Raw genomic sequence first — 22,462 nt, 5'->3', positions numbered from 1 at the left:
CACCAGTAGCACCTGTGTTACCTTGAACACCTTGAGGTCCAGTAGCACCAGTAGCGCCGGTAGCGCCGGTAGCACCTGTGTTACCTTGAACACCTTGAGGTCCAGTAGCACCAGTAGCGCCGGTAGCACCTGTGTTACCTCGGGGCCCAGTGGCACCGGTAGGTCCAGTAGCGCCCGTGTTACCTTGAGGTCCAGTGGCACCAGTAGTGCCCGTGTTACCTCGAGGCCCAGTGGCACCGGTAGGTCCAGTAGCGCCCGTGTTACCTCGAGGCCCAGTGGCACCAGTAGCGCCTGCTGGTCCAGTAGGTCCGGTAGGTCCTTGAATGAACGAAGCAGAATTAACTAGAGCAGTTTGTAATGCTGCTATTAATTTAAGGAGCTCTTGAAGTGTGCAAGGGTCAATTCGGAATAATTTTGTAATGTATAGTAAATAGTTAATGAGATTTTGAAGCTCAATAAATACAGCGCTTGCTACAAAGGTTGGATTTCTTAATATAGTTATTAAGTTTTTAATAATAGCTAACCCTTGTGCTTTCAGGGAGGAAGTAGCGTCTAGTGAACAAATAAATTTACTCAGTAGGTTCAATGTATCGATTAGATCTTCAATATTTTGGGGAGATGGATTTGCGAAAAGTTTTGGGATTATTTTTGTTAAATCAATAATAATCGCACGAAATGTTCTAAGTTGAGCTTTAGTAATTGGGATTGATGGAGTATTTGGAATTCGTCCGGCGCTACTTGGAAAGCATGGTTTGGAGAATTTGTTTTGATTGTCGTTATAACGAGACATTAAATCTCTCCTTTCTCACGAAAATGTGAACGAAACTCATCATAGTAGATGCAGAAATTAGTTAAATGGTCATAATAAAATCGTTTGTTTAAAGAAAAAATAGAAAAAACGCCTTACAATAAGGCGTTTTTTCTATTTTCTGCGTATTGATAATATCGCTTTAATGAAATTTTTGATTTGAATCCAGCGAGTTTTATAATTTCTGATTCAGGAGTTTCTTTTTTTATTAAGTTTAAAATATAGGTGTTACGAAAATGTTGTCCTGAAATTCCTTTACGTAAATTGGCTCTAGCCACTTCGAGGCGAATCATTTTTTGTATAGCAATTTCCGTTAATGCCTTTGGTGCATCATTTTCATATACCCACCTGTATGTTCCACGGTTAAAATCGAATGCGACAAATAATGGATCATCACTATGGTATTTAGGACGAACTGGTTCCGGGATGCTTTTGTAATAATTATATAGTTGTTTTTTGTCTTCTTTTGCTAATGTAATTGTTCTTTCTACACCTGCGGTTGCTGGGATTGATAATGTGTTAGTTTCAAAGTGAACGTGATGCATTGTTAATGCTGTAAGTTCCTGTAAGGATAAACCGTAGTCAATCAATAGATTTAAAATAGCAATATTGCGATCCATTAATAAGGGGCGCACAGGAAGTTGTTTTTCTGAAAGTCCTTCTAATGAAGTGACTATATACTTTAACCTTTTTTCTTCATCAGGTGAAATGAAATCTTCGTTACGAAGTGTACGGTCTGGTTGAATAGATATCTCCATATTTTTCAATGGATTAGGAATGTTTAGAAAATGATGCATTCTATTTAGTACAATAAATACACGATGCATCGTTTTTTCTGAGTAATGTCGATTCGTTTTTAAATCGGAAAAGTAATCTTCGTAGTCTTTTGTACAAAGTGTAGCCCATATATTACTGGAAGGGAGCTTTTTGTTTTTTTCTAACCAATGTCCGAAGTCTTCAACGTCATAAACATAACGTTTAATAGTTGAGGGTTTTCGGCCTTTATTCAATAAAAAAATAGAAAAGGCTTGTATTGTATCATGGAATTCCGTTGTCTCCATAGTCCCACCACCTTAATTATTTCTTATATTATAGCAAACTTTTCTGAAAATAGGCATTTACAAGGGGGACAGGAATAATAATATTTGGTGAGTGGATAAAATGAGGTGATTATATGGAACAATCGATGCGAAAGAAAAACAACAATCAAATTAATATTGTGTTAAACCATCGAAAGAAAATTTCTTTGCCAGCCGCAGAAAATAAAACGGTAATTTCAAATGAAACTGCAATTAAACATGAAATGCTGCAGAGAATTGAAGAAGAGATGGGGAAGCTTGTTGGGATGGATGATATAAAAAAGATAATAAAAGAAATATATGCTTGGATTTATGTGAATAAAAAAAGACAAGAGAAGGGATTGAAGTCAGAGAAGCAAGTACTTCATATGCTGTTTAAAGGGAATCCAGGTACAGGGAAGACAACTGTTGCTAGAATGATAGGGAAATTGCTGTTTGAGATGAATATTCTATCGAAAGGCCACTTGGTTGAAGCTGAACGTGCTGATCTTGTAGGAGAGTACATCGGCCATACAGCTCAAAAAACAAGAGACTTAATAAAAAAAGCAATGGGAGGTATTTTGTTTATTGATGAGGCGTATTCTTTAGCTCGAGGAGGAGAGAAGGACTTTGGAAAAGAAGCAATTGATACGCTTGTAAAACATATGGAAGATAAACAACATGGTTTTGTATTGATTTTAGCTGGATATTCAAGAGAGATGAATCACTTTCTTTCATTAAATCCAGGGCTGCAATCTCGTTTTCCATTTATTATTGAATTTGCGGATTACTCGGTAAATCAGTTGTTGGAAATTGGGAAAAGAATGTATGAAGATCGTGAATATCAGTTATCGAAAGAGGCTGAATGGAAATTTAGGGATCATTTACATGCTGTAAAGTATTCGTCGCAAATTACATCGTTTAGTAATGGGCGGTATGTACGGAATATTGTTGAAAAATCAATTCGTACACAGGCGATGCGGTTGTTGCAAGAAGATGCCTATGATAAAAATGATTTAATTGGAATATCGAGTATGGATTTGATGCTCGAAGAGGAGACGCACAGTACATAAACTGTGCGTCGATTTTTGTGTATAAGTTCGTTTACTCTTTTTTTTCTTTTTCTTGGTGTACTTTATGGAAGTGTTCCATTTTAGCGCTCTTTTCGTGTGCTGAATTAGGATCGTGTCCAAATTGATTTACTGAGCTTTTTTGAGCTCCTTTATTAACGTGGTTTGTCATTTGTATTCACCTCACTTTAAAAATTAGTATAAACATTATATAAAGAAAAAATCGTTAGAAAAGAAAAACCTCTTTACGATATGTAAAGAGGTTAGATTGCTATTTATGGATTGAACGTTCTTTCGTTTCGATACGTCTGTGTGGTAAATGCCATTTGTAATGAATAGAAACCATGCGGAAGCAAACAATTAAAATGAATAAAATGTAAAGAGCCCAATCGCTAACAATAATTTGAGCGCCAATTAAAAAACCTGCTAAAATTGTCCAAAAGGCATATACTTCAGCTCGAAGAACGAGAGGTTTCCTGCGGGCTAAAAGATCGCGAATGATACCGCCGCCAATACCAGTTAAAACAGCTGCTACAATTGTGGCGCTAATTGGTAAATTTAATTTTTGGGCATATAATGCTCCTTGTACAGCAAATGCTGATAAGCCGATAGCGTCAGTGATATTTTCCCACTTTTTCCAATGTCTAATTAACTTATTTGGAAAAAGAAAAATAATAGTCATTGATAAAAGTGCGATTTGGAATAACATGTCTTGTTGCCAAAACGCGACAATCGGATAACCGATTAATAAATTACGAAGGGCACCTCCCCCAAATGCGGTTGCCATTCCTAAAATATACACCCCGAAAATATCATAATCCTCTTCCATTGCAACAATGGCTCCGCTTAGTGCGAAAGCGATTGTGCCTATGATGCTAAAAATCTCCCATGCCATGAATTTTCTCCCCCGCTAACTAGATGAAATGTGCTTCCTCTGCTATTATATTAGAAGGTTTAAATTTCGAAAAGGATGAGTGAACATATTTGATGGAAGAAAAAGAAAAAGTCATATTAGTAGGCTGTCAATTGCCGCAAGATGATGATGAAAAATTTATGCATTCCATGAAAGAGCTTGCATCACTAGCGAAGACTGCACGAGCAGAATTGTTAGTGTCAACAACGCAAAAACGACCAAAGTTTCATCCGGCAACTTACATAGGTAAAGGGAAATTAGAAGAGCTTACAATGTTAACTGAAGAATTAGAGCCGGATGTTATTGTATTTAATAATGAATTAACGCCGAGTCAAATTCGGAATTTATCCTCAGTATTAAATGCGAGAGTAATTGATCGAACGCAACTAATACTGGATATTTTTGCGCAACGTGCGAAGTCGAGGGAAGGTAAGCTTCAAGTAGAATTAGCTCAGTTGCAATATACAATGCCGCGTCTTATGGGGCAAGGATTGTCCTTATCGCGTCTTGGTGGTGGTATTGGAACGAGAGGACCAGGTGAGACGAAATTAGAGACGGATCGTCGTCATATTCGATCCCGTATTGATGAAATAAAGAAACAACTTGCAGTTGTTGTGGAACATCGAAAAAGATATCGTGAGAGAAGAAAAGATAATAAAGTATTTCAAGTTTCGTTAATAGGGTATACAAATGCAGGGAAATCGACACTGTTTAATAGATTAACGGAAGCTGATACGTTTGAAGAAAACCTTCTGTTTGCAACATTAGACCCAACGACGAGGAAGATGCCGTTACCTTCTGGTTATACAGTATTACTAACTGATACTGTTGGTTTTATACAAGATTTACCCACTTCATTAATCGCTGCTTTTCGTTCGACACTGGAAGAAGCGGGGGAAGCAGATGTCATTTTACAGGTAGTTGATTCCGCGGATCCTAACTACATAGGGCATGAAAAAACAGTAAAACGATTATTATCAGAACTTGAAATTAACCATATTCCTATTATTACGTTATATAATAAAAAAGATGAATTACATCAAAACTTTATTCCGTTTCCGAAAAGTGATTTCTTAATGACTAGTGCTTTTGAAGAAAGTGATTTATTGCGTATAAAAGAAGCGATAGAAACGAAGATGAAGAAAGAAATGGATTGTTATCGAGTGGAAATCCCTCCGAGTGAAGGTAAGTTGTTAACGCTTTTAAAGACGGAAACTCTATTAGCAAAGATGGAGTTTCTAGAAGATAAATTTGTATATGATTGTGCAGGGTATATTTTTACTCATTCATCGCTTAATGTGCAATTAAAGAGATTTTTAGTGGAAGAAGGAGAAAATAAAAATGTTTGATCGTTTGAAAAATGGAGAAAAAATTGCTTCAATTGTAAAAGAAGTAGAGAGTCAGATTACAGAAGTACATAAACGTGCGGATGAAGTGATTGAAAGCAATCAGTTTCGTGTATTAGAAAGTTTTCGGAAACATAAAATTAGTGACTCGCATTTTATCCCGACAACAGGTTATGGTTATGATGATATTGGCCGTGATACGTTAGAAAAAGTGTATGCTGATGTATTTGGGGCGGAAGCTGGACTTGTTCGTCCGCAAATTATTTCAGGTACTCACGCTATCTCTACAGCGTTATTTGGTATTTTACGCCCGGGAGATGAGTTATTGTATATCACTGGGAAACCGTATGATACGTTAGAGGAAATTGTTGGTGTACGTGGGAAAGGTGTAGGTTCATTTAAAGAATATAATATCGGTTACAATGCAGTTTCGCTAACTAGTGCTGGGCTTGTTGATTTTGAGGCTGTTGCAGCGGCGATTCATAATAATACGAAAATGATCGGTATTCAGCGTTCGAAAGGTTATGCTACTCGTCCATCGTTTACTATTTCTCAAATTAAAGAGATGATCGCGTTTGTTAAAGAAATTAAACCTGATGTTGTTGTGTTTGTAGATAACTGTTATGGCGAGTTTATTGAAGAGCAAGAGCCATGTCATGTTGGTGCAGATTTAATGGCGGGTTCGCTTATTAAAAACCCGGGCGGCGGAATTGTTAAAACTGGTGGTTATATTGTCGGGAAAGAACAGTATGTTGAAGCGTGTGCATATCGTTTAACGTCTCCGGGAATTGGTGCGGAAGCTGGAGCGTCTTTATACAGTCTGCAAGAAATGTATCAAGGGTTCTTCTTAGCGCCACATGTTGCAGGACAAGCGCTGAAAGGTGCAATTTTTACAGCTGCGTTTTTAGAAAAGTTAGGAATGAACACGTCACCAGCGTGGAATGCGCCAAGAACAGACTTAATTCAATCGGTTCAATTTGATGATAAAGACCGTATGATTGCCTTCTGCCAAGCGATTCAATATGCATCTCCAATTAATTCGCATTTTACTCCGTATGCAAACTATATGCCAGGTTATGAAGATGATGTAATCATGGCGGCGGGAACGTTTATTCAAGGTGCAAGTATTGAATTGTCTGCTGATGGTCCAATTAGACCACCGTATGTTGCGTATGTGCAAGGTGGCTTAACGTATTCGCATGTTAAAATTGCGATTTGTTCTGCGATTGACGAATTGATTGAAAAGAATTTATTAATAATTTCTTAATGGGAAGCTGTCGATTTTGGCAGCTTTTTTCGTATAAAAGTAATGATTTATGCGATTAGAAAAAAGAATGAAAAAATTCATAAAAAAATTATAAAAAATCATGTAAGAAAAGCTAACATCTATTGACACTAAACATAACATGGTATAAAATGAGAAGCAGTTAAGGCGAAGGAGGAACTGAAAAATGAAAGAAGATAGACGTTCTGCCCCGCTGTTTCCTATTGGTATTGTTATGGATTTAACACAATTGTCTGCACGTCAAATTCGCTACTATGAAGAGCATAATCTTGTTTCTCCAACCCGTACAAAGGGGAATCGTAGATTATTTTCATTTAACGATGTAGATAAGTTGTTAGAAATTAAAGATTTGTTAGATCAAGGCCTGAATATGGCTGGTATTAAACAAGTGTTATTAATGAAAGAAAATCAAACAGAAGCAGTGAAAGTAAAAGAAGAAACGAAAGAAATTTCAAAAACTGAGCTTCGCAAAATACTTCGAGATGAACTACAACATACAGGTAGATTCAATCGAACTTCATTGCGACAAGGTGACATTTCAAGATTTTTTCACTAAAGATAACTGATTCTGAAGGCGATTAGAGGGACTAAGGAGGAATTTATAATGTCTAGATACACAAAAGAAGATATTTTCCGTTTGGCGAAAGAAGAGAATGTAAAGTATATCCGTTTACAATTTACGGACCTTTTAGGGGTAATTAAAAACGTAGAGATTCCAGTGAGACAATTAACGAAAGCTCTTGATAACAAAATGATGTTTGATGGATCTTCGATTGAAGGTTTCGTACGTATTGAAGAGTCTGATATGTATTTATATCCTGATTTAGACACTTGGGTAATTTTCCCTTGGACAGCTGAAAAAGGTAAAGTAGCTCGACTAATCTGTGATATTTACAATGCAGATGGCACTCCATTTGATGGAGACCCACGTAACAACTTAAAACGTGTGTTAAAAGAAATGGAAGCTTTAGGATTTTCAGACTTCAATCTTGGACCAGAGCCAGAATTCTTCCTATTTAAGGTTGATGAAAAAGGAAATCCAACATTAGAACTAAACGATAACGGTGGATACTTCGACCTTGCGCCGATGGATCTAGGGGAAAACTGTCGTCGTGATATCGTTCTTGAACTTGAAGAAATGGGATTTGAAATTGAAGCATCTCACCATGAGGTTGCTCCAGGACAGCACGAAATTGACTTTAAATATGCAAATGCAATTCGCTCATGTGATGACATTCAAACATTCAAACTTGTTGTAAAAACAATTGCTCGTAAACATGGTTTACACGCAACGTTTATGCCAAAACCACTATACGGTGTGAACGGTTCAGGTATGCACTGTAACTTATCATTATTTAAAAATGGTGAGAACGTATTCTTTGATGCAAACGGTGACTTACAATTAAGTGATGATGCTCGTCACTTCATCGCAGGTATTTTAAAACATGCACCAGCATTTACAGCGATAGCAAACCCAACTGTAAACTCATATAAACGTCTAGTACCTGGATATGAAGCGCCTTGTTACGTAGCATGGTCTGCACAAAACCGTAGTCCGTTAGTACGTATCCCTGCATCTCGTGGTATTAGTACACGCGTAGAAGTGCGTAGTGTTGACCCAGCTGCAAACCCATATTTAGTAATGGCTACATTATTAGCTGCAGGTCTTGATGGAATTAAAAACAAATTAACTCCACCAGCAGCAGTAGATCGTAACATCTATGTAATGACAAAAGAAGAGCGCGAAGAAGCAGGTATCGTTGACTTACCAGCAACATTAGCGCAAGCATTAGTTACATTACAATCTAATGAAGTAGTATGCGGTGCACTAGGAGAACACTTACTTGAGCACTTCATCGAAGCGAAAGAGATTGAGTGGGATATCTTTAGAACACAAGTTCACCAATGGGAACGCGATCAATATATGTCTCTATACTAAGAGGCTTGAACCCTTGATACAACTCGTATCAAGGGTTTTTTAATTCCCTATTATTACAATTTTATGTGGTTGCAAAATGAAAAATAGCCACATAAAAGCCAATAATTAATAACAAGTAGTGATATCATAGAAAAACATTATCAGATAAACGTAAGTTTTATATAATTTATGAACTAAAAAAGCCTTGATACTACGGTATCAGGGCTTTTTTAGTGAAGTTATTGGATATATTAACTACTAGATAATGGATTGTTTTTGGTTATTTTAAATCATGTTACTAAGAAAATCTTTTCAAAAGAATTGATTTTATCTTTTTTAAATCACTTGTGCTATAACTTAATAATTCTTTACTGCCTGTACAACGCGACCAATTATTTTTACATCTTCAGCTGAAAGGTCGTAAGTTTTTGGTTCGTGGATAGGGTCATTACTCAATGGTATTAAAGTAATGATGCTTCCGGATTTTGAAATCTTTTTCACGGTAGCATCATAACCATTGACTTTTACAACAGCAATTTGTCCGTTTTCAACATAAGGAGTTTCCTCTACTAAAACATAAGAACCATCAGGGAATTCGAGATTCATGCTAGTGCCTTTTACAGTAAGATAAAAATACTTTTTACGTTTGTTTAAAAATGTACTCAGCATGGGTAAATAGCCTTCGATATTTTCTTCAGCGAATATTGGTGTACCAGCTGCTACAGAACCAATGATAGGAATATGAAGAATGTTTGATTGATCGTTTTGGATGGTTTCATAAATAGAAACTTCTTCTTTAACAGTATTGTCCTCTTGAGTTGCGAGTCTTTCTAAATCATCAGTAGTAATTCCTAATCCCTTACAAACTTTTATGACATTATCAACAGACGCTTTACCAATCCCTCTTGATAACATGGATTGCAGTGTTGTGGGGGGGAGACCTATTTTTTCGGCGAAGGCTCTTTTGCTATAGCCAGCTTCTTTTATTAAGCGTGTTACAACCTCTGCTTTTTTCATTACTTTCACCATCTTTCTTATTAAAATGTATACGATATTGCGTATTTCTGTATATATCATAACCTAACTAAAATTGTTAGTAAATAGAAAAATATACGAAATTGAGTATTTAAATACGTTTTTTTGTTGACTAAATACGAAACTGAGTTTATATTTAAATGGAAATGAACGCAATATCGTACAAAAAACAGGTGGTGAGTCAATGTATCCGAATTTGCGTGCAGAGATGGCGAGAAAAAGAATTATGATTACACAAATTTCTTCGCATCTGAAACTTCGCCACGCAACAGTGAGCGACAAAATAAATGGTAAATTTCGTTTTTATTATGATGAAGCTTTTGAAATTAAGAAAACTTTTTTTCCAGAACATAGTTTGGAATATCTTTTTGAATTTGAAGAAAATGAAGCGAATTGAAATCGGAGGAAATTTACTTAAAATGTAACCCTATAATCGAATTATTGAATGATGATTTAATAAGAGGGTTCATATCAAAGTATTTAATTTAAATTCCGATAACTAGTTAATTTGTAAAAAGAAAGTAAAGAATTATGCGTAGTGCGAAATTATCTCAATGCAATAAAGATAGTCCAAAATTAGTAGTGAGGAGGAGATGAGGATGGGGCAATTAATTGACTCATCAGTACATAGTTCATTAGTATTTGAAGTTAATGGCAAAGTAGTAACGGATAGTTTGATAATTGCGAAGATATTCAAAAAAAATCACTTCGACGTTTTGAAGGAAGTTCGAAAACAAATTGTATATGTAGGTGAAGAGTTTGGAGGAGAAAATTTTCACGAGTCCACTTATTTTAATTCAAAGAATAGGCGAATCCCTAAATATGATTTAACAGAAGAAGCATTCAAGTTACTTGTTATGGGATATACCAGTAGAGAAGCGGTTGGAATGAAAATCAAATTTATGAAAGAGTTCAAACGAATGAAGCAATATATACAAAATCAACAAAATGTGCCAAAGGATCCAATGGGGGTTTTAAAGTTAACATTTGCTGCGTTAGAAGGACATACTCAGGAGATACAAGAGATAAAGTCTGAGGTGAAGGGTTTGCGAGAAAATACGCCGCTTTATGCTATCGAGTGTGAAGAGATAACAAGGGCTGTAAAAAGGTTAGGTGTTATGTTATTGGGAGGTAAAAATTCAAATTCTTATCAGGATATCGGTCTTAGAAGGAAGTTATATAGAGATATTTATAGTCAGTTACATCGGGAATTTGGTGTGAATAGTTATAAAGCTATCAAACGTTATCATTTGGATAGAGCAATACAAATGATTAATGAAGAATATTCAATTCCAACTGTTTTAAATGAAGAAATTACAGTTAAAAACTCACAAATAAATATGGCAGACATTCAGTAGGAGGAAAGAACATGCAAAGAAAGATTTTAGTAATTACTAGCAGTTTAGCAGGGTTACCAACTGTCAGTGAATTTAAAACAAAAGAAGATGCAAAAGAGCAGGTTAGAAAGCTTATTCAAAAAGGAATGAGTCAAAATGTGATTCGTATAACACAAGAAATTCCAATGAATATCGAAATCCAAGTGGATGTTGAACTTGAGGAATAAGAGAGGTTTAGAAGAAAATAGATATGGATAGCATGATTGTTTTGAATGAATGCATAAGAAAAGAATCCGTTGCAGCGGATTCTATAAGAAAAAATATCTCTAGATAAGTATAACATTGAATACCGTTTTTGAGAATTGATGAGGTGGCTAGTATGGGGATTATTCGAGTGAAAAAAGATAGTAATTATTCCGTTATAAATAATACTGGTTTAAAAGATGAAAGGTTGTCATGGAAAGCGAAAGGAATCTTAGCCTATGCGCTTACATTACCAGACGATTGGACTTTTCATATTAGCGAATTAGCTCGACATGCTAAGGATGGAGAAGATTCGCTCCGTACAGGTTTTAAGGAATTAAAAGAATTAGGTTATGTAAAACGTTATCCTGTTCGTGATGGGAATACGAAAAAAATTACAAGGTGGGATACGGAAATTTACGAAACGCCACAAAGGAACATGCCACAAATGGAAAACCAAGATGTGGTAAAGCCATATGAGGAAAATCAGAAACTACTAAATACTAATAGACTAAATACTAATAAACGAAATAATAATGATGATATGGATAAATTAGAATCTCGTGTATTCATCAATGAGAGGGTTAAAGTAAGTTGTAACTTTATTAAGGGGATGGGCATTCCGTTAAGTGAAATTGCAATTGCAGAGTTGGGGAGTTTTTGTAATTTGTTTAGTGGGGAGTTAATTCAGCATGCAATTAATAAAGCCGTTGATGAGAATGCGCCAAGATGGAACTACATTAAGGCTATATTGAAGAATTGGAAGGAGCAAGAAGTTAAAACATTAGTTGATGTGGCCATACTAGATAGACGTTTCGAAATGAGCAAGAAAAAGAAATATAACGGGACAGGTAGGAAGTATTCAAATAGAAAAGAGATTGTACCCGATTGGTTATATAAAGATGATGAATCAACAAATCTAGAAGAGGAAAGAAAAACCATGCAGTCTACTGATGAAGAGCGTGAGAGATTACAAGAAGTGTTAAATAAATATAGGTCATAAGAAAAAATGCTAGATGATTTACAAGTAATAAAGATTGAAAAGGCTAATAAGCATATTCATGCTATTAAATTAGTATTAAGAGACTTTGTAAAAAGAACGGAAGTGGGTGAATCAGTAAGTGTTCGAATGGCTCAAAGATTATAAGAAGTTAGAAGAAGAAATTGCTTATTTAGAATACAACTTAGATAAATCAAAAGCCGAATTGAAGCGTTGGATTAGCGGTGATTTGCAAAATGTAAGATTAACTGCTGAATCGGAAGGGGCTAAGGTAGAAGGGCGGATTGAAGCAATTGAATATGAATTAGCTCATAAAATGAATGAAGAGTATGATTTAAAGCTTTTGATTAATAAGTTTACAGGACTGGATCATCAAATACTTAAAATGAAATATGTTGATGGAATGACTTTAGAGCAAATTGCGTTTGAATTACATTATAGTACAGGCTATATACGCCGAAAACATGCTGAAATAAGGAAGATTGTCAAGTTTTTAGATGGATTTTAGTGTTACCTTTTTGTAGGATACATGTAGTGTACAGAAAGTATTGAAAAAGTGATTTATAGTAGTAATATAAGATTTCGACGAAAGAGCAACTATTTTTATGGTTGCTCTTTTTGTTGTGAAAGAAGGTGAGTAATATGAAGTGATTTGATGGATTAATAGGTCTTTAGCTTCTAGTTATATTTAGTAAAGTAGTAGTTTTACAGGCGAAAATAATAGAAAAATGAGGAGATGTTTAATGATGAGTTTATTAGCTGCTTCAGTCAAAACAAAGAATTTGCCACAACAGGTATTACGTTGGCAATCAATGGTAGAAAGCGAATGTTCTGCACAAGGTGTACCTGAGTTAGTTCCTTACGTGCTTGGAATTATTATGGTGGAAAGTGGAGGGAATTCTGAAACGACACCTGATATTATGCAGTCTAGTGAATCACAAGGATGGGCAATGAATACAATTAAAAACCCGAAAGATTCAATTTATTACGGAGTGAAGCATTTAAAGGGTGCTTTTGATGATGCGAAGAAAAATGGCATTACAGATTTAAGTGCCATTGTTCAATCGTATAATTTTGGACGAGCTTACCTTCGCTGGTTAGCTTCTAACAATAAACAGCATTCATTACCGGTGGCAGATCTGTATTCTAAAACGGTTGTTGCGCCATCACTTGGAAATACGACCGGTGCTATGGTGAAATATAGTAACCCTATCGCTGTTGCCTACAATGGTGGTTATCGATATAAAAACGGGGGGAATTTCTTCTACTCTGAAATTGTTAAACAATATGTAGATTTTGATGGAGGAACTGGTGGCGGTGACAATAAGCCGTTACAACCAAAAGGACTGGGAATTGCAACGTCTAAATACCCAGAAGGATGGGGCATCAATTTATATAGTGGTCCTGGAAAAGATGCTTGGTTTACAGGTCATGTCATTAATACAAAAATGCCATATTTAATTATAGATGCTGCTTGGTATGGCGGGAATGAAAATATGCTTTGCTTAGGTTGGGAAGCCTGGGCAAAAGAAGAACACTTTGAAGTGCAGTGGTTCCACGCTTACTCAAAATATCCAGCAGGTTATGGTATTAACACATATGATGGTCCAAATGGAAATTATAAAGGAAATGTGGATGGATCTTATCCATATGGTGTTTTTGCGAGAAAAGATGGTTACATTGATATTGGACAAAACACATGGGTAAAAGAAGAACATTTTAATGTAAGGTAATAACAAAGTTTTTTATTATTTGATTTTAAATTATAAATTTTAATATATAGAAAAAATATAAAAGGGTGCTTTTTTAAGTGCCTTTTTATATTACGTATGAATAGAAAGGAAGATTATTATGGCAAAATTTATTTATCCAACAGATACAACGAGAGTAACAAGTGGATTTCGGGGGAGCAGACCAGATCATCATGGGATAGATCTTGCTGAATCGGGCTATCATCCAATTTATGCAGCAGCTAGCGGACGAGTTAGTCGTTCTTATATTTCATCCAGTTATGGTGAATGTATTATGATTGTGCACACTATTGATGGGGTTACATGGGAAACAGTATATGCCCATATGCGTAGCGGTTCTCGAACAGTAAAAGAAGGTGATTATGTTACACAAGGACAAACTATTGGGGTTATGGGGAACACAGGGGATTCTAGTGGTCAACACTTGCATTTTGAATTGCATAAAGGGTCTTGGAACATCAATAAGAGTAATGCTGTGAATCCATTAGACTACTTAGGAAAAGGAGACGGTGGTGGTACAACTGAACCTTCTGATAAACCGCTACAACCAAAAGGGCTGGGAATTGCAACGTCTAAATACCCAGAAGGATGGGGCATCAATTTATATAGTGGTCCTGGAAAAGATGCTTGGTTTACAGGTCATGTCATTAATACAAAAATGCCATATTTAATTATAGATGCTGCTTGGTATGGCGGGAATGAAAATATGTTATGTCTAGGTTGGGAAGCCTGGGCAAAAGAAGAACACTTTGAAGTGCAGTGGTTCCATGCTTACTCAAAATATCCAGCAGGTTATGGTATTAACACATATGATGGTCCAAATGGAAATTATAAAGGAAATGTGGATGGATCTTATCCATATGGTGTTTTTGCGAGAAAAGATGGTTACATTGATATTGGACAAAACACATGGGTAAAAGAAGAGCATTTTAATGTAAGATAATATCTTTAAATCAGCATGTATTAAGTAGGATGAAAAAACTTGTTATCATACCTCTTGAGATGAGAGTAATATCTGTAAAATGCTGGGCGGAATATAGAGTGCGATTTTTGAAAGAGCAACTGATGTAAAAAGTTGCTCTTTTTCTTTTTTTGAATGTGAGGACCATAACCCATTATATAGAATATGGCCTGTCTGAGGATTTAGTTTCTAGATGTACTTAATAATTCAGTGGAATTTTAAATGATAAAAAATAAAAAAGGAGATAATCAGTAATGGAAATTAGAAAAAAATTAGTGGATCCAAGTAAATATGGTATAAAGTGTCCCAATACAATGACACCAGAATTCATCACAGTACATAATACGTACAATGATGCATCAGCAGAAAATGAGATATCGTATATGATTGGGAATAATAATTCAGTGTCGTTTCATGTTGCAGTAGATGACAAAGAAGCAGTACAAGGTATTCTGTTTGATCGTAATGCTTGGCATGCGGGTGATGGTAACGGAAATGGTAATCGTAAATCTATCGGAGTGGAAATTTGCTATTCTCTAAGCGGTGGGGATAGATATTACAAGGCGGAGGATAATGCAGCAATTGTTATTGCTCAGTTAATGAAACAATTCAATATACCGATTAGTAATGTACGTACACATAAATCGTGGAGTGGAAAGCATTGCCCACATCGAATGCTCGATGAAGGAAGAGTGGATCAATTCATTGAGAAGATAAACAAAGCATTTAATGAAGATAACAATAAACCACTACAACCAAAAGGGCTGGGAATTGCAACGTCTAAATACCCAGAAGGATGGGGCATCAATTTATATAGTGGTCCTGGAAAAGATGCTTGGTTCACAGGTCATGTCATTAATACAAAAATGCCATATTTAATTATAGATGCTGCTTGGTATGGTGGGAATGAAAATATGTTATGTCTAGGTTGGGAAGCGTGGGCGAAAGAAGAACACTTTGAAGTAGAGTGGTTCCATGCTTACTCAAAATATCCAGCAGGTTATGGCATTAACACATATGATGGTCCAAATGGAAATTATAAAGGAAATGTGGATGGATCTTATCCATATGGGATTTTTGCAAGAAAAGATGGTTATATCGATATTGGGCAAAACACATGGGTAAAAGAAGAACATTTTAATGTGAGATAAGGATATGAGAGTAGGATCACTCGTATGATTCTCTTTAATTTTTGAAAAGGAGATGAGAACGATGGAAGAACAAATCTTCAATTCAATGATTCAACAAGGAGCATTCGCAGCTTTATTTGTATGGATGCTGTTTACTACGCAAAAAAAGAATGAACAGCGCGAAGAACAATATCAAAAAGTTATTGAAAAAAATCAACAGGTCATTGAAGAACAAGCAAAAGCATTTAGTTCGTTGTCGAAGGATTTATCAGATGTTAAGCGAAAAATCTTGGGGAACGATGATGAGAAATAAAATATGGTATTAAAGTATTTGTCGCATATGCAGGTTCTCAAATAGGAATTCGATTCATATATAGCTAATGAGAAAAAGCCCTAATACCGATAAGTATTGGGGCTTTTTCTCATTAGCTATAGTGAATAAGGTTGTGGTGGATTTTTCAAGAGGAAAGAGTGAATGAAGTCTAATATTAATGTAAATGAAATGAAACTTTGAATGCTGCTTAGTTATAACATAGTTTTATTCAGAATTTTGTTAGTTCATTTTCTAAATTTAGGGAATAAATATAGTTTAGTACCTTGCAATAAACAATACTAAGTGGTATATTATGGATAAAACAGGTACCGTGTATTGAACAGTACTAAGATAGGAAAGGAGGATGGCACTTGAACGTTCAATTTAAAAAAGGTGTGCTTGAACTTTGTGTATTAGCACTTGTAAAACGTAAAGATAGTTACGGTTATGAACTTGTTCAGCAAATTTCTAATAAATTTTTAATATCGGAAGGATCAGTATACCCTTTATTACGTCGTTTGACGAAAGAAGGGTATTTTCAAACGTATTTAAAGGAATCTACGGAAGGGCCACCTCGTAAATATTATCAATTAACAGAGCAAGGGGAGACGCAATTTCATTTGTTAGTAACAGAATGGCGTGATTTTGCGAAAGGGGTACAAGAAATTATTGAAGGGGTGGAATGGGATGAGTAAAGAAGGGTTTCTTAAAGAATTATCAAGTTATCTTAGAAAGTTACCAGAGGAAGAGAGGCAAGATATTTTATTGGATTATGAAGAGCACTTTCAGTTTGGACTAGAAGAGGGGAAAACTGAATCGGAAATAATACAGGGCCTTGGTTCTCCGAAAGTAATCGCGAAAGAATTACTTGCGATGTATCGCTTCGATGAAATGAAAAAAAATCCATCGACTTCAAATGTGACAAGAGCTGTTATGGCAGCGATTGGACTTAGTTTGTTTAATTTTATTATTGTGTTAGGCCCGTTAGTCGCAATTATTGCTTTTATATTTTCTTTTTGGATCGGTGGTATTGCTAGTGTAGTAACACCACTTTTCGTTATTGGAAAAGTATTTATGGGTACTTTTATATGGTTGGATCTTTTCGTTAGTATAACGTTTGTTGGAGTAGGTTTATTGTTATGTATTATCGCTTTTTATAGTACAAAGTGGTTTAAGAGATTGTGTGTACGATATGTAATATGGAACTTCAAAATGATAAAAGGAGAGTAAATGATGAAAAAACTATTTTTAATCGCTATCGCTTGTATCGTTATTGGAGTAATAGGAATTTCCCAAACATATGAAAAAGCAGTACAAACTGCTGAAAAAGGCGATAAAGAAAATGTAATTAAAAACAAAACATTAAAAAATATAGAAGTTAAGTTAGATGCCGGGGATATTATTGTTCAAAAATCTCCTGACTCTTCTTTTTATGTAAAGCAATCGGGAGATGTACGTAAACAAGAGATTCGTATCGCAGAAGATGGTGACACATTAAAAATTATTGGGGAAAGAGAAAAAGGTGCTTCATTTGATTTTTCTTTTTACGATTTTAGGTTTCAAACGTCTAAATTGACTCTACTTGTGCCCGAACGCTCTTACCAAGATGTAAAAGTAAATTCATCTGCTGGACAAATCGAAATGAGTGATGTGAAAAGTGATAGCGTAAGTGTTAGAACACTTGCTGGAGAAGTAGAGTTGAAACAAGTAACGGCTAAGAATGTGGAGGGATCGACAAAAGCTGGTGAGGTGAACTTTAAGAAGGTATTAGGGAAAGTGACCGCAAAAACAACAAGTGGGGAAATAAATATTCAAGATCATGATTCTAAATATAATCTAGAAGCAAGTTCAACTGCGGGAGATATAGATATTACTTTATCGGAAAAACCACAAGATGCGGTAATTACTGGGCAAAGTGCTGCGGGAGATGTAACGATTTTTAATGAAGAAAATAAAAATGTAACAATTGGAAATGGTAGTAAAAAGATTAGCGGTAAAACGGCTGCGGGAGATGTGACGATTGAAACTCGTTAATAAGAAATAGAATGCATGGAAATCTATCAAAATACAAAAAGAAGATAATTACCGTATATAAATAAGGTAATTATCTTCTTTTTGTTATTTTTAATGTAAATCACGATATACGCCAATTACTTTCCCGATAACTGACACTTGTTTTAAAATGATAGGTTCTAATGAAGAGTTTTCTGGTTGTAGACGGAAATGGTCTTTTTCTTTATAGAAACGTTTAACTGTTGCTTCGTTATCCTCTGTTAAAGCGACTACAATTTCACCATTATATGCAGACTGCTGTTGGCGAACAACAACTAAATCTCCATCGAAAATACCAGCTTCAATCATACTATCTCCAGAAATACGTAACATGAACACTTGGTCTGCTCCAGCAACAATACTAGCTGGAAGTGGGAAATGTTCTTCTACGCTTTCGACCGCTGTAATTGGTAAACCAGCAGTGACTTTTCCGACAATTGGAACTTGAATAACAGATTGTGTTTCCGTATCCATTCGGTCTTCACCTAAAATTTCAATGGCACGTGGTTTTGTTGGATCGCGTCGAATGTATCCTTTTTCTTCTAATCGTGATAAATGTCCGTGCACTGTAGAACTAGAAGCGAGGCCGACTGCTTGACCAATTTCACGTACGGAAGGTGGATATCCTTTTTCTTGTACTTTTAGCTTAATAAAGTCGAGAATGTCTTGCTGGCGTTTCGTTAACTTTTCCATGTTTTCTAACACCTCGTTTTCTTTCATTTTTCTTATTAATAAGTATAACATGTGAAAAAACATTCTACAAACATAAGTTCGAACAAATGGCGGATTTATGTTACACTATAGGGAAATAATAGGGAGAAAGAGGGGTTCAAAATGAATGCAATTATTTATGCACGTGTGAGTACAACGAAAGAAGCGCAAGAAACATCATTATTACGTCAAAAAGATGAATTATTGCATTTAGCTGAGCGCTATCAAATGAATGTTACTAAGGTGATTGAAGAGCAGGCTAGTGGATATACAATTGAACGTGACGGTATATTAGAGGTGTTGGATACAATTCGAGACGAACAAATTGATGTGTTACTTATACAAGATGAAACGCGTCTTGGTAGAGGAAATGCGAAGATCGCGTTAATGCATTGTTTACATAAAGAAGGCATAAAAGTATATACGCATACACATAATGGTGAATTACAATTGTCGGATTCTGATTCAATGGTATTAGATATTATTGGTATTGTTGAAGAATATCAAAGAAAGATTCATAATTTGAAAATTAAACGAGGTATGCAACGTGCAGTAGAAAAAGGTTATCGTCCAGAAAAAAATTTAAAAAATCGTCATTTAAGTGTAGGAAGAGAGAAAAAAGAAGTGCCAATTGAGGAAATTGTACGTTTGCGAAAAAGTGAACTCACTTTTGAAGAAATTGCAGCAACATTACGTGGATTTGGTCATAATGTTTCAAAGGCGACTGTACATCGTAGATATGTAGAGTATACGAAGCAATTGCTTGATAAAGAAGAGTAACTATTGTATGATAATAATCAGTTTTGATTAGAAGGGGGATTCGAGATGATTAATCACGAACTCGTTGAACGCATTAACTTCTTAGCGAAAAAAGCAAAAGCTGAAGGTTTAACTGAAGAAGAGCAACGTGAGCGTCAATCGCTACGTGAACAATATTTAAAAGGATTTCGTCAAAATATGTTAAACGAACTTAAAGGTATTAAAGTTGTTAACGAAGAAGGTACAGATGTTACACCGACGAAATTAAAAGCTTTAAAAAAGCAAGATAATGCAAGATTAAATTAAAAGATGGGCGAAGCCCATCTTTTTTATATGTAAAAATCGTTATTTAATAACTTTCCAGTTGTTATTAACTGTTGCTTCTATCGTTTTATGTTCCAATATATAATTAGCGATAAGTTCAGACATATCTGTGGGGATATCTTTTACTACCGGTTTGTTTTGAAACATAAAGAAATTTCCCCCGCCACTTGCACGATAATTATTCATTACAACGTCATATTCTTCATTCATATTAAGAGGAGCACTGTTATGCTGTAAAGATTCTACTCTTTCACCAATTGGTTTTGAAATGTTTAATACGTATGAAATCCCTTCCCACATATCATAATTATAATGTTGTGGCTTTGGTTCTATGTAGGTAGGACTTACGGTGATGGATCCATCTGTTTTTAATGTGAAATAAGAAGCAGAGAGTTCAAGAGCATTTTTTATGTCCGCTCCAGTTAGTCTAATTACTTTTAATGTGTTCGGATAAATATAATTAGAAACGATGTCACGCATTGTTACATGTTCCGGGAAACCTGGAGATGTATTATGGAACAAACTTGTACAAGAAATTGATACATTAGCTATATCCATCTGTATTTTATTTATGAATTCGATAAAAGGATGATCATGCAAACGAGTTTGCATAGCATCTGAAATTTGCATATCCCCCTGAATGATTCCAATAGGTTGATCAAGCCACTTTTGTGTTTTCTCTTCGTAATCGGCTACCAATGAAAGTACATCTTGGTCAGCCTCAACTCCTTGTACAGATAATAATTCAGAAGAACTCTCTTTTTTAACCCATTTATGTTTTGTTTTTTCGAATGTTATTTTTACTTTTCCAACTGAGTTTCCATTACATCCGGTCTGTAAAATTGTTACACCGTTAGCCATTGTGTGAGCAATTTCCCGGTGCTGGTGGCCTGTTAATAAAATATCTATGTCTTCAATTTCATGGCACATTGCATATCCTTGGTTTTCTCCTGTTAAAACTTCAGTCGGTACCCCGGTTTGTAAATCTCGTTCAACTCCCCCGTGATACGCTACGACTAGTAAATCTGGTTTCTCATGTTTGCGAATGTAAGAAACCCACTTTTTCGTTGTTTCTAATGCATCTTCAAATTGTAAGTCTTTAATGTGATGGGGTTGTTCCCAATTGGTAATGTAGTGCGTTGTCACCCCTAAAATAGCAATTTTTATATTGGATTCAATCTGTTTGATTATATAAGGTTTTCCGAAATAAGGCTTCTTTATGTTTTTATCTAAAATGTTTGCTGATAGGTACGGGAAGTTCGCAGTAGTCACAGCATTATTTAATATATCCATCCCGTAATTAAACTCATGATTGCCGATAATTGCAGCGTCATACTGTAAGTAATTCGCTAATAAGGACATTGGGTTTTTTTTGTTTTTTTCGTATGTAACATAATGATAAGTAAATGGTGTTCCTTGAATAAAGTCGCCATTATCAATTAAAAGAACGTTTGTATTTTGGGAACGTTCTTTTTTTATAAGAGTAGAAATTTTAGCTAAACCAAGTTCTGCTGGGGAGTTATCTTGGTAGTGAATAGGATAAACAGTGCCATGTATATCGCTTGTTAATAAGATGTTTAAAGTTACAGTTTGATTTTGTTCCAATATGACTCACCTTTTCTATTGTTATCTTCCAATTCATCATATCAAATATGTGAAGAGAATTTTAATGTGAGTGTATATAATGTGTAAAGATTCTGTAAATAATCAATTATTTGTAAAAATATGTGATATATTTCTTCATGTTTATGAAAGGTTATTTTATAACAATGAAAAATGGAGGCATTAATATGTTGAAAAAAGTTTTTGCAATGAGCACAACAGTTGTACTAGCAGCGGGATTATTAAGTGGCTGTGGAACGAAGGAATCAAGTGCAAGTAAAAATGAAGATACGAAAAAAGGGTATGTACCGAAGACTTTAAATGTTCAATTTGTTCCTTCTCAAAATGCAGATACGTTAGAGGCGAAGGCAAAACCGCTTGAGAAGCTATTAAGTGATAAGTTAAATATTCCAGTAAAAGTTAGTATTTCAACGAACTACAATACAATTGTAGAAGCGATGGCATCTAAACAAGTAGATGTAGGATTTTTACCGCCAACAGCGTACGTATTAGCACATGAAAAGAAGGCTGCAAATGTAATTTTACAAGCACAACGTTTTGGAGTAGAGGATGAAACAGGAGCTCCTACAAAAGATTTAGTAGATTATTATAAATCTGAGTTTGTTGTTAAAAAAGACTCTAATATAAATAGTGTAAAAGATTTAAAAGGTAAAAAGATTGGTTATCAAGATGTAACATCATCAGCAGGGTATGTATGGCCTGCAGCTGTTCTATTAAAAGACCTGCGGTAGTATGTCAACTGAAAAATAATATCTTTTGAAGTTATCAAAGGACAAATTGCTTAAAAAAGACATCACGAAACTAGACCAGTATTTTATGTAAAAT

26 protein-coding genes and 1 pseudogene are annotated in these 22,462 nt (G+C 35.2%); 20 read left to right on the top strand and 7 right to left on the bottom strand.

From position 1 onward, the window contains the following. Both MR168_RS24350 and MR168_RS24345 read right to left on the bottom strand, forming a co-directional pair. The coding region (locus MR168_RS24350; protein ID WP_242291555.1) for a collagen-like repeat preface domain-containing protein at window positions 1-790 on the bottom strand (790 nt) is incomplete at its 3' end. A gap of 113 nt (window positions 791-903) precedes the next feature. Beyond that, a complete protein-coding gene (locus MR168_RS24345) occupies window positions 904-1,869 on the bottom strand; it encodes a tyrosine-type recombinase/integrase (protein WP_000450326.1) in 966 nt (321 codons plus the stop codon). A gap of 113 nt (window positions 1,870-1,982) precedes the next feature. Here MR168_RS24345 and spoVK point away from each other — a divergent pair, with 113 nt between their 5' ends. Further along, the gene (spoVK, locus tag MR168_RS24340) at window positions 1,983-2,939 is read left to right on the top strand and encodes a stage V sporulation protein K (protein WP_000438174.1); all 957 of its coding nucleotides are present in this window, start codon (window positions 1,983-1,985) and stop codon (window positions 2,937-2,939) included. A gap of 31 nt (window positions 2,940-2,970) precedes the next feature. On the opposite strand, the gene MR168_RS24335 is transcribed toward spoVK, so the two are convergent. Then, a complete protein-coding gene (locus tag MR168_RS24335) occupies window positions 2,971-3,108 on the bottom strand; it encodes a hypothetical protein (RefSeq protein ID WP_000181503.1) in 138 nt (45 codons plus the stop codon). A gap of 99 nt (window positions 3,109-3,207) precedes the next feature. Next, window positions 3,208-3,831 (bottom strand): trimeric intracellular cation channel family protein, encoded by a 624-nt coding sequence (locus MR168_RS24330; protein WP_000312266.1) that lies wholly within the window; start codon window positions 3,829-3,831, stop codon window positions 3,208-3,210. A 92-nt stretch (window positions 3,832-3,923) separates the two neighbouring features. On the opposite strand from MR168_RS24330, the gene hflX reads away from it, so the two are divergent. From hflX to glnA, 4 genes are all read left to right on the top strand, one after another. Then, the gene (hflX, locus tag MR168_RS24325; RefSeq protein ID WP_140159428.1) at window positions 3,924-5,198 is read left to right on the top strand and encodes a GTPase HflX; all 1,275 of its coding nucleotides are present in this window, start codon (window positions 3,924-3,926) and stop codon (window positions 5,196-5,198) included. After that, window positions 5,191-6,462, top strand: coding sequence for a methionine gamma-lyase family protein (locus MR168_RS24320; protein WP_086412707.1), 1,272 nt, complete (start codon window positions 5,191-5,193; stop codon window positions 6,460-6,462). Before hflX ends, MR168_RS24320 begins: the two co-directional genes overlap by 8 nt. A 184-nt stretch (window positions 6,463-6,646) precedes the next feature. Further along, window positions 6,647-7,036 carry a transcriptional repressor GlnR gene (gene glnR / locus MR168_RS24315; protein ID WP_000656783.1) on the top strand — a complete coding sequence of 130 codons (390 nt, stop codon included), beginning with the start codon at window positions 6,647-6,649 and terminating at the stop codon, window positions 7,034-7,036. Window positions 7,037-7,084: 48 nt separating this feature from the next. Further along, window positions 7,085-8,419 (top strand): type I glutamate--ammonia ligase, encoded by a 1,335-nt coding sequence (gene glnA, locus MR168_RS24310; protein ID WP_000092763.1) that lies wholly within the window; start codon window positions 7,085-7,087, stop codon window positions 8,417-8,419. Window positions 8,420-8,755: 336 nt separating this feature from the next. Here the strand turns inward: glnA and MR168_RS24305 are convergent, their stop codons facing one another. Next, window positions 8,756-9,415, bottom strand: a complete 660-nt coding sequence (locus tag MR168_RS24305; protein ID WP_033692152.1) for a LexA family protein — start codon at window positions 9,413-9,415, stop codon at window positions 8,756-8,758. A gap of 202 nt (window positions 9,416-9,617) precedes the next feature. Here MR168_RS24305 and MR168_RS24300 point away from each other — a divergent pair, with 202 nt between their 5' ends. The 12 genes from MR168_RS24300 (at window position 9,618) to MR168_RS24245 (ending at window position 18,202) form a co-directional block, all read left to right on the top strand. After that, window positions 9,618-9,830, top strand: a complete 213-nt coding sequence (locus MR168_RS24300; RefSeq protein WP_000283431.1) for a hypothetical protein — start codon at window positions 9,618-9,620, stop codon at window positions 9,828-9,830. 202 nt (window positions 9,831-10,032) lie between these two features. Next, window positions 10,033-10,791 (top strand): ORF6C domain-containing protein, encoded by a 759-nt coding sequence (locus tag MR168_RS24295; RefSeq protein ID WP_086412708.1) that lies wholly within the window; start codon window positions 10,033-10,035, stop codon window positions 10,789-10,791. An 11-nt stretch (window positions 10,792-10,802) separates the two neighbouring features. Then, window positions 10,803-10,997 (top strand): hypothetical protein, encoded by a 195-nt coding sequence (locus MR168_RS24290; RefSeq protein WP_001189065.1) that lies wholly within the window; start codon window positions 10,803-10,805, stop codon window positions 10,995-10,997. 152 nt (window positions 10,998-11,149) lie between these two features. Then, entirely contained in the window at window positions 11,150-12,016 is an 867-nt protein-coding gene (locus MR168_RS24285) for a DnaD domain protein (RefSeq protein ID WP_242291554.1), read from the top strand. A gap of 118 nt (window positions 12,017-12,134) precedes the next feature. Continuing rightward, on the top strand, window positions 12,135-12,521 hold the full coding sequence (locus MR168_RS24280) for a DUF1492 domain-containing protein (RefSeq protein ID WP_000464425.1): 387 nt from the start codon (window positions 12,135-12,137) through the stop codon (window positions 12,519-12,521). Window positions 12,522-12,759: 238 nt separating this feature from the next. Then, window positions 12,760-13,746: a lysozyme family protein gene (locus tag MR168_RS24275; protein WP_033692154.1), complete on the top strand. Its 987-nt coding sequence runs from the start codon at window positions 12,760-12,762 to the stop codon at window positions 13,744-13,746. Between the two features lie 118 nt (window positions 13,747-13,864). Further along, a complete protein-coding gene (locus MR168_RS24270; protein WP_006920050.1) occupies window positions 13,865-14,707 on the top strand; it encodes a M23 family metallopeptidase in 843 nt (280 codons plus the stop codon). Between the two features lie 272 nt (window positions 14,708-14,979). Beyond that, entirely contained in the window at window positions 14,980-15,876 is an 897-nt protein-coding gene (locus tag MR168_RS24265) for a peptidoglycan recognition protein family protein (RefSeq protein ID WP_016123244.1), read from the top strand. A gap of 61 nt (window positions 15,877-15,937) precedes the next feature. After that, window positions 15,938-16,168, top strand: a complete 231-nt coding sequence (locus MR168_RS24260; RefSeq protein ID WP_000392444.1) for a BhlA/UviB family holin-like peptide — start codon at window positions 15,938-15,940, stop codon at window positions 16,166-16,168. A 371-nt stretch (window positions 16,169-16,539) separates the two neighbouring features. Continuing rightward, window positions 16,540-16,863 (top strand): PadR family transcriptional regulator, encoded by a 324-nt coding sequence (locus tag MR168_RS24255; RefSeq protein ID WP_001102628.1) that lies wholly within the window; start codon window positions 16,540-16,542, stop codon window positions 16,861-16,863. Then, window positions 16,856-17,398 (top strand): DUF1700 domain-containing protein, encoded by a 543-nt coding sequence (locus MR168_RS24250; protein ID WP_000031384.1) that lies wholly within the window; start codon window positions 16,856-16,858, stop codon window positions 17,396-17,398. The genes MR168_RS24255 and MR168_RS24250 overlap by 8 nt, the downstream gene beginning before the upstream one ends. Continuing rightward, window positions 17,399-18,202: a DUF4097 family beta strand repeat-containing protein gene (locus tag MR168_RS24245; protein ID WP_006920048.1), complete on the top strand. Its 804-nt coding sequence runs from the start codon at window positions 17,399-17,401 to the stop codon at window positions 18,200-18,202. Window positions 18,203-18,292: 90 nt separating this feature from the next. On the opposite strand, the gene lexA is transcribed toward MR168_RS24245, so the two are convergent. Next, window positions 18,293-18,913, bottom strand: a complete 621-nt coding sequence (gene lexA, locus MR168_RS24240; RefSeq protein WP_000413738.1) for a transcriptional repressor LexA — start codon at window positions 18,911-18,913, stop codon at window positions 18,293-18,295. A 141-nt stretch (window positions 18,914-19,054) separates the two neighbouring features. Between lexA and MR168_RS24235 the strand changes: the two genes are divergently transcribed. Both MR168_RS24235 and MR168_RS24230 read left to right on the top strand, forming a co-directional pair. Continuing rightward, entirely contained in the window at window positions 19,055-19,711 is a 657-nt protein-coding gene (locus MR168_RS24235; protein ID WP_000991469.1) for a YneB family resolvase-like protein, read from the top strand. Window positions 19,712-19,756: 45 nt separating this feature from the next. After that, on the top strand, window positions 19,757-19,996 hold the full coding sequence (locus MR168_RS24230; protein WP_000607016.1) for a DUF896 domain-containing protein: 240 nt from the start codon (window positions 19,757-19,759) through the stop codon (window positions 19,994-19,996). Between the two features lie 39 nt (window positions 19,997-20,035). Here MR168_RS24230 and MR168_RS24225 read toward each other — a convergent pair whose 3' ends face one another. Next, window positions 20,036-21,619 (bottom strand): bifunctional metallophosphatase/5'-nucleotidase, encoded by a 1,584-nt coding sequence (locus MR168_RS24225; RefSeq protein ID WP_006920043.1) that lies wholly within the window; start codon window positions 21,617-21,619, stop codon window positions 20,036-20,038. 185 nt (window positions 21,620-21,804) lie between these two features. On the opposite strand from MR168_RS24225, the pseudogene phnD reads away from it, so the two are divergent. Beyond that, window positions 21,805-22,359, top strand: a pseudogene (phnD, locus tag MR168_RS24220) (phosphate/phosphite/phosphonate ABC transporter substrate-binding protein); the annotation flags it as partial. Between the last annotated feature and the right edge of the window lie 103 nt (window positions 22,360-22,462).

This window comes from Bacillus cereus group sp. BfR-BA-01356 (genome assembly GCF_022663635.1).
Lineage (GTDB): Bacteria > Bacillota > Bacilli > Bacillales > Bacillaceae_G > Bacillus_A > Bacillus_A cereus.
The sequence above is the reverse complement of the archived record's forward strand: the minus strand, read 5'-3'. Positions and strand labels throughout refer to the sequence as shown.

What these genes read in the sequence shown, in the direction of transcription:
- MR168_RS24345 (WP_000450326.1), bottom strand. Translation starts at nt 1,869, where the DNA reads ATGGAGACAACGGAATTCCATGATACAATACAAGCCTTTTCTATTTTT.
- spoVK (WP_000438174.1), top strand. Translation starts at nt 1,983, where the DNA reads ATGGAACAATCGATGCGAAAGAAAAACAACAATCAAATTAATATTGTG.
- MR168_RS24335 (WP_000181503.1), bottom strand. Translation starts at nt 3,108, where the DNA reads ATGACAAACCACGTTAATAAAGGAGCTCAAAAAAGCTCAGTAAATCAA.
- MR168_RS24330 (WP_000312266.1), bottom strand. Translation starts at nt 3,831, where the DNA reads ATGGCATGGGAGATTTTTAGCATCATAGGCACAATCGCTTTCGCACTA.
- hflX (WP_140159428.1), top strand. Translation starts at nt 3,924, where the DNA reads ATGGAAGAAAAAGAAAAAGTCATATTAGTAGGCTGTCAATTGCCGCAA.
- MR168_RS24320 (WP_086412707.1), top strand. Translation starts at nt 5,191, where the DNA reads ATGTTTGATCGTTTGAAAAATGGAGAAAAAATTGCTTCAATTGTAAAA.
- glnR (WP_000656783.1), top strand. Translation starts at nt 6,647, where the DNA reads ATGAAAGAAGATAGACGTTCTGCCCCGCTGTTTCCTATTGGTATTGTT.
- glnA (WP_000092763.1), top strand. Translation starts at nt 7,085, where the DNA reads ATGTCTAGATACACAAAAGAAGATATTTTCCGTTTGGCGAAAGAAGAG.
- MR168_RS24305 (WP_033692152.1), bottom strand. Translation starts at nt 9,415, where the DNA reads ATGAAAAAAGCAGAGGTTGTAACACGCTTAATAAAAGAAGCTGGCTAT.
- MR168_RS24300 (WP_000283431.1), top strand. Translation starts at nt 9,618, where the DNA reads ATGTATCCGAATTTGCGTGCAGAGATGGCGAGAAAAAGAATTATGATT.
- MR168_RS24295 (WP_086412708.1), top strand. Translation starts at nt 10,033, where the DNA reads ATGGGGCAATTAATTGACTCATCAGTACATAGTTCATTAGTATTTGAA.
- MR168_RS24290 (WP_001189065.1), top strand. Translation starts at nt 10,803, where the DNA reads ATGCAAAGAAAGATTTTAGTAATTACTAGCAGTTTAGCAGGGTTACCA.
- MR168_RS24285 (WP_242291554.1), top strand. Translation starts at nt 11,150, where the DNA reads ATGGGGATTATTCGAGTGAAAAAAGATAGTAATTATTCCGTTATAAAT.
- MR168_RS24275 (WP_033692154.1), top strand. Translation starts at nt 12,760, where the DNA reads ATGAGTTTATTAGCTGCTTCAGTCAAAACAAAGAATTTGCCACAACAG.
- MR168_RS24270 (WP_006920050.1), top strand. Translation starts at nt 13,865, where the DNA reads ATGGCAAAATTTATTTATCCAACAGATACAACGAGAGTAACAAGTGGA.
- MR168_RS24265 (WP_016123244.1), top strand. Translation starts at nt 14,980, where the DNA reads ATGGAAATTAGAAAAAAATTAGTGGATCCAAGTAAATATGGTATAAAG.
- MR168_RS24260 (WP_000392444.1), top strand. Translation starts at nt 15,938, where the DNA reads ATGGAAGAACAAATCTTCAATTCAATGATTCAACAAGGAGCATTCGCA.
- MR168_RS24250 (WP_000031384.1), top strand. Translation starts at nt 16,856, where the DNA reads ATGAGTAAAGAAGGGTTTCTTAAAGAATTATCAAGTTATCTTAGAAAG.
- MR168_RS24245 (WP_006920048.1), top strand. Translation starts at nt 17,399, where the DNA reads ATGATGAAAAAACTATTTTTAATCGCTATCGCTTGTATCGTTATTGGA.
- lexA (WP_000413738.1), bottom strand. Translation starts at nt 18,913, where the DNA reads ATGGAAAAGTTAACGAAACGCCAGCAAGACATTCTCGACTTTATTAAG.
- MR168_RS24235 (WP_000991469.1), top strand. Translation starts at nt 19,055, where the DNA reads ATGAATGCAATTATTTATGCACGTGTGAGTACAACGAAAGAAGCGCAA.
- MR168_RS24230 (WP_000607016.1), top strand. Translation starts at nt 19,757, where the DNA reads ATGATTAATCACGAACTCGTTGAACGCATTAACTTCTTAGCGAAAAAA.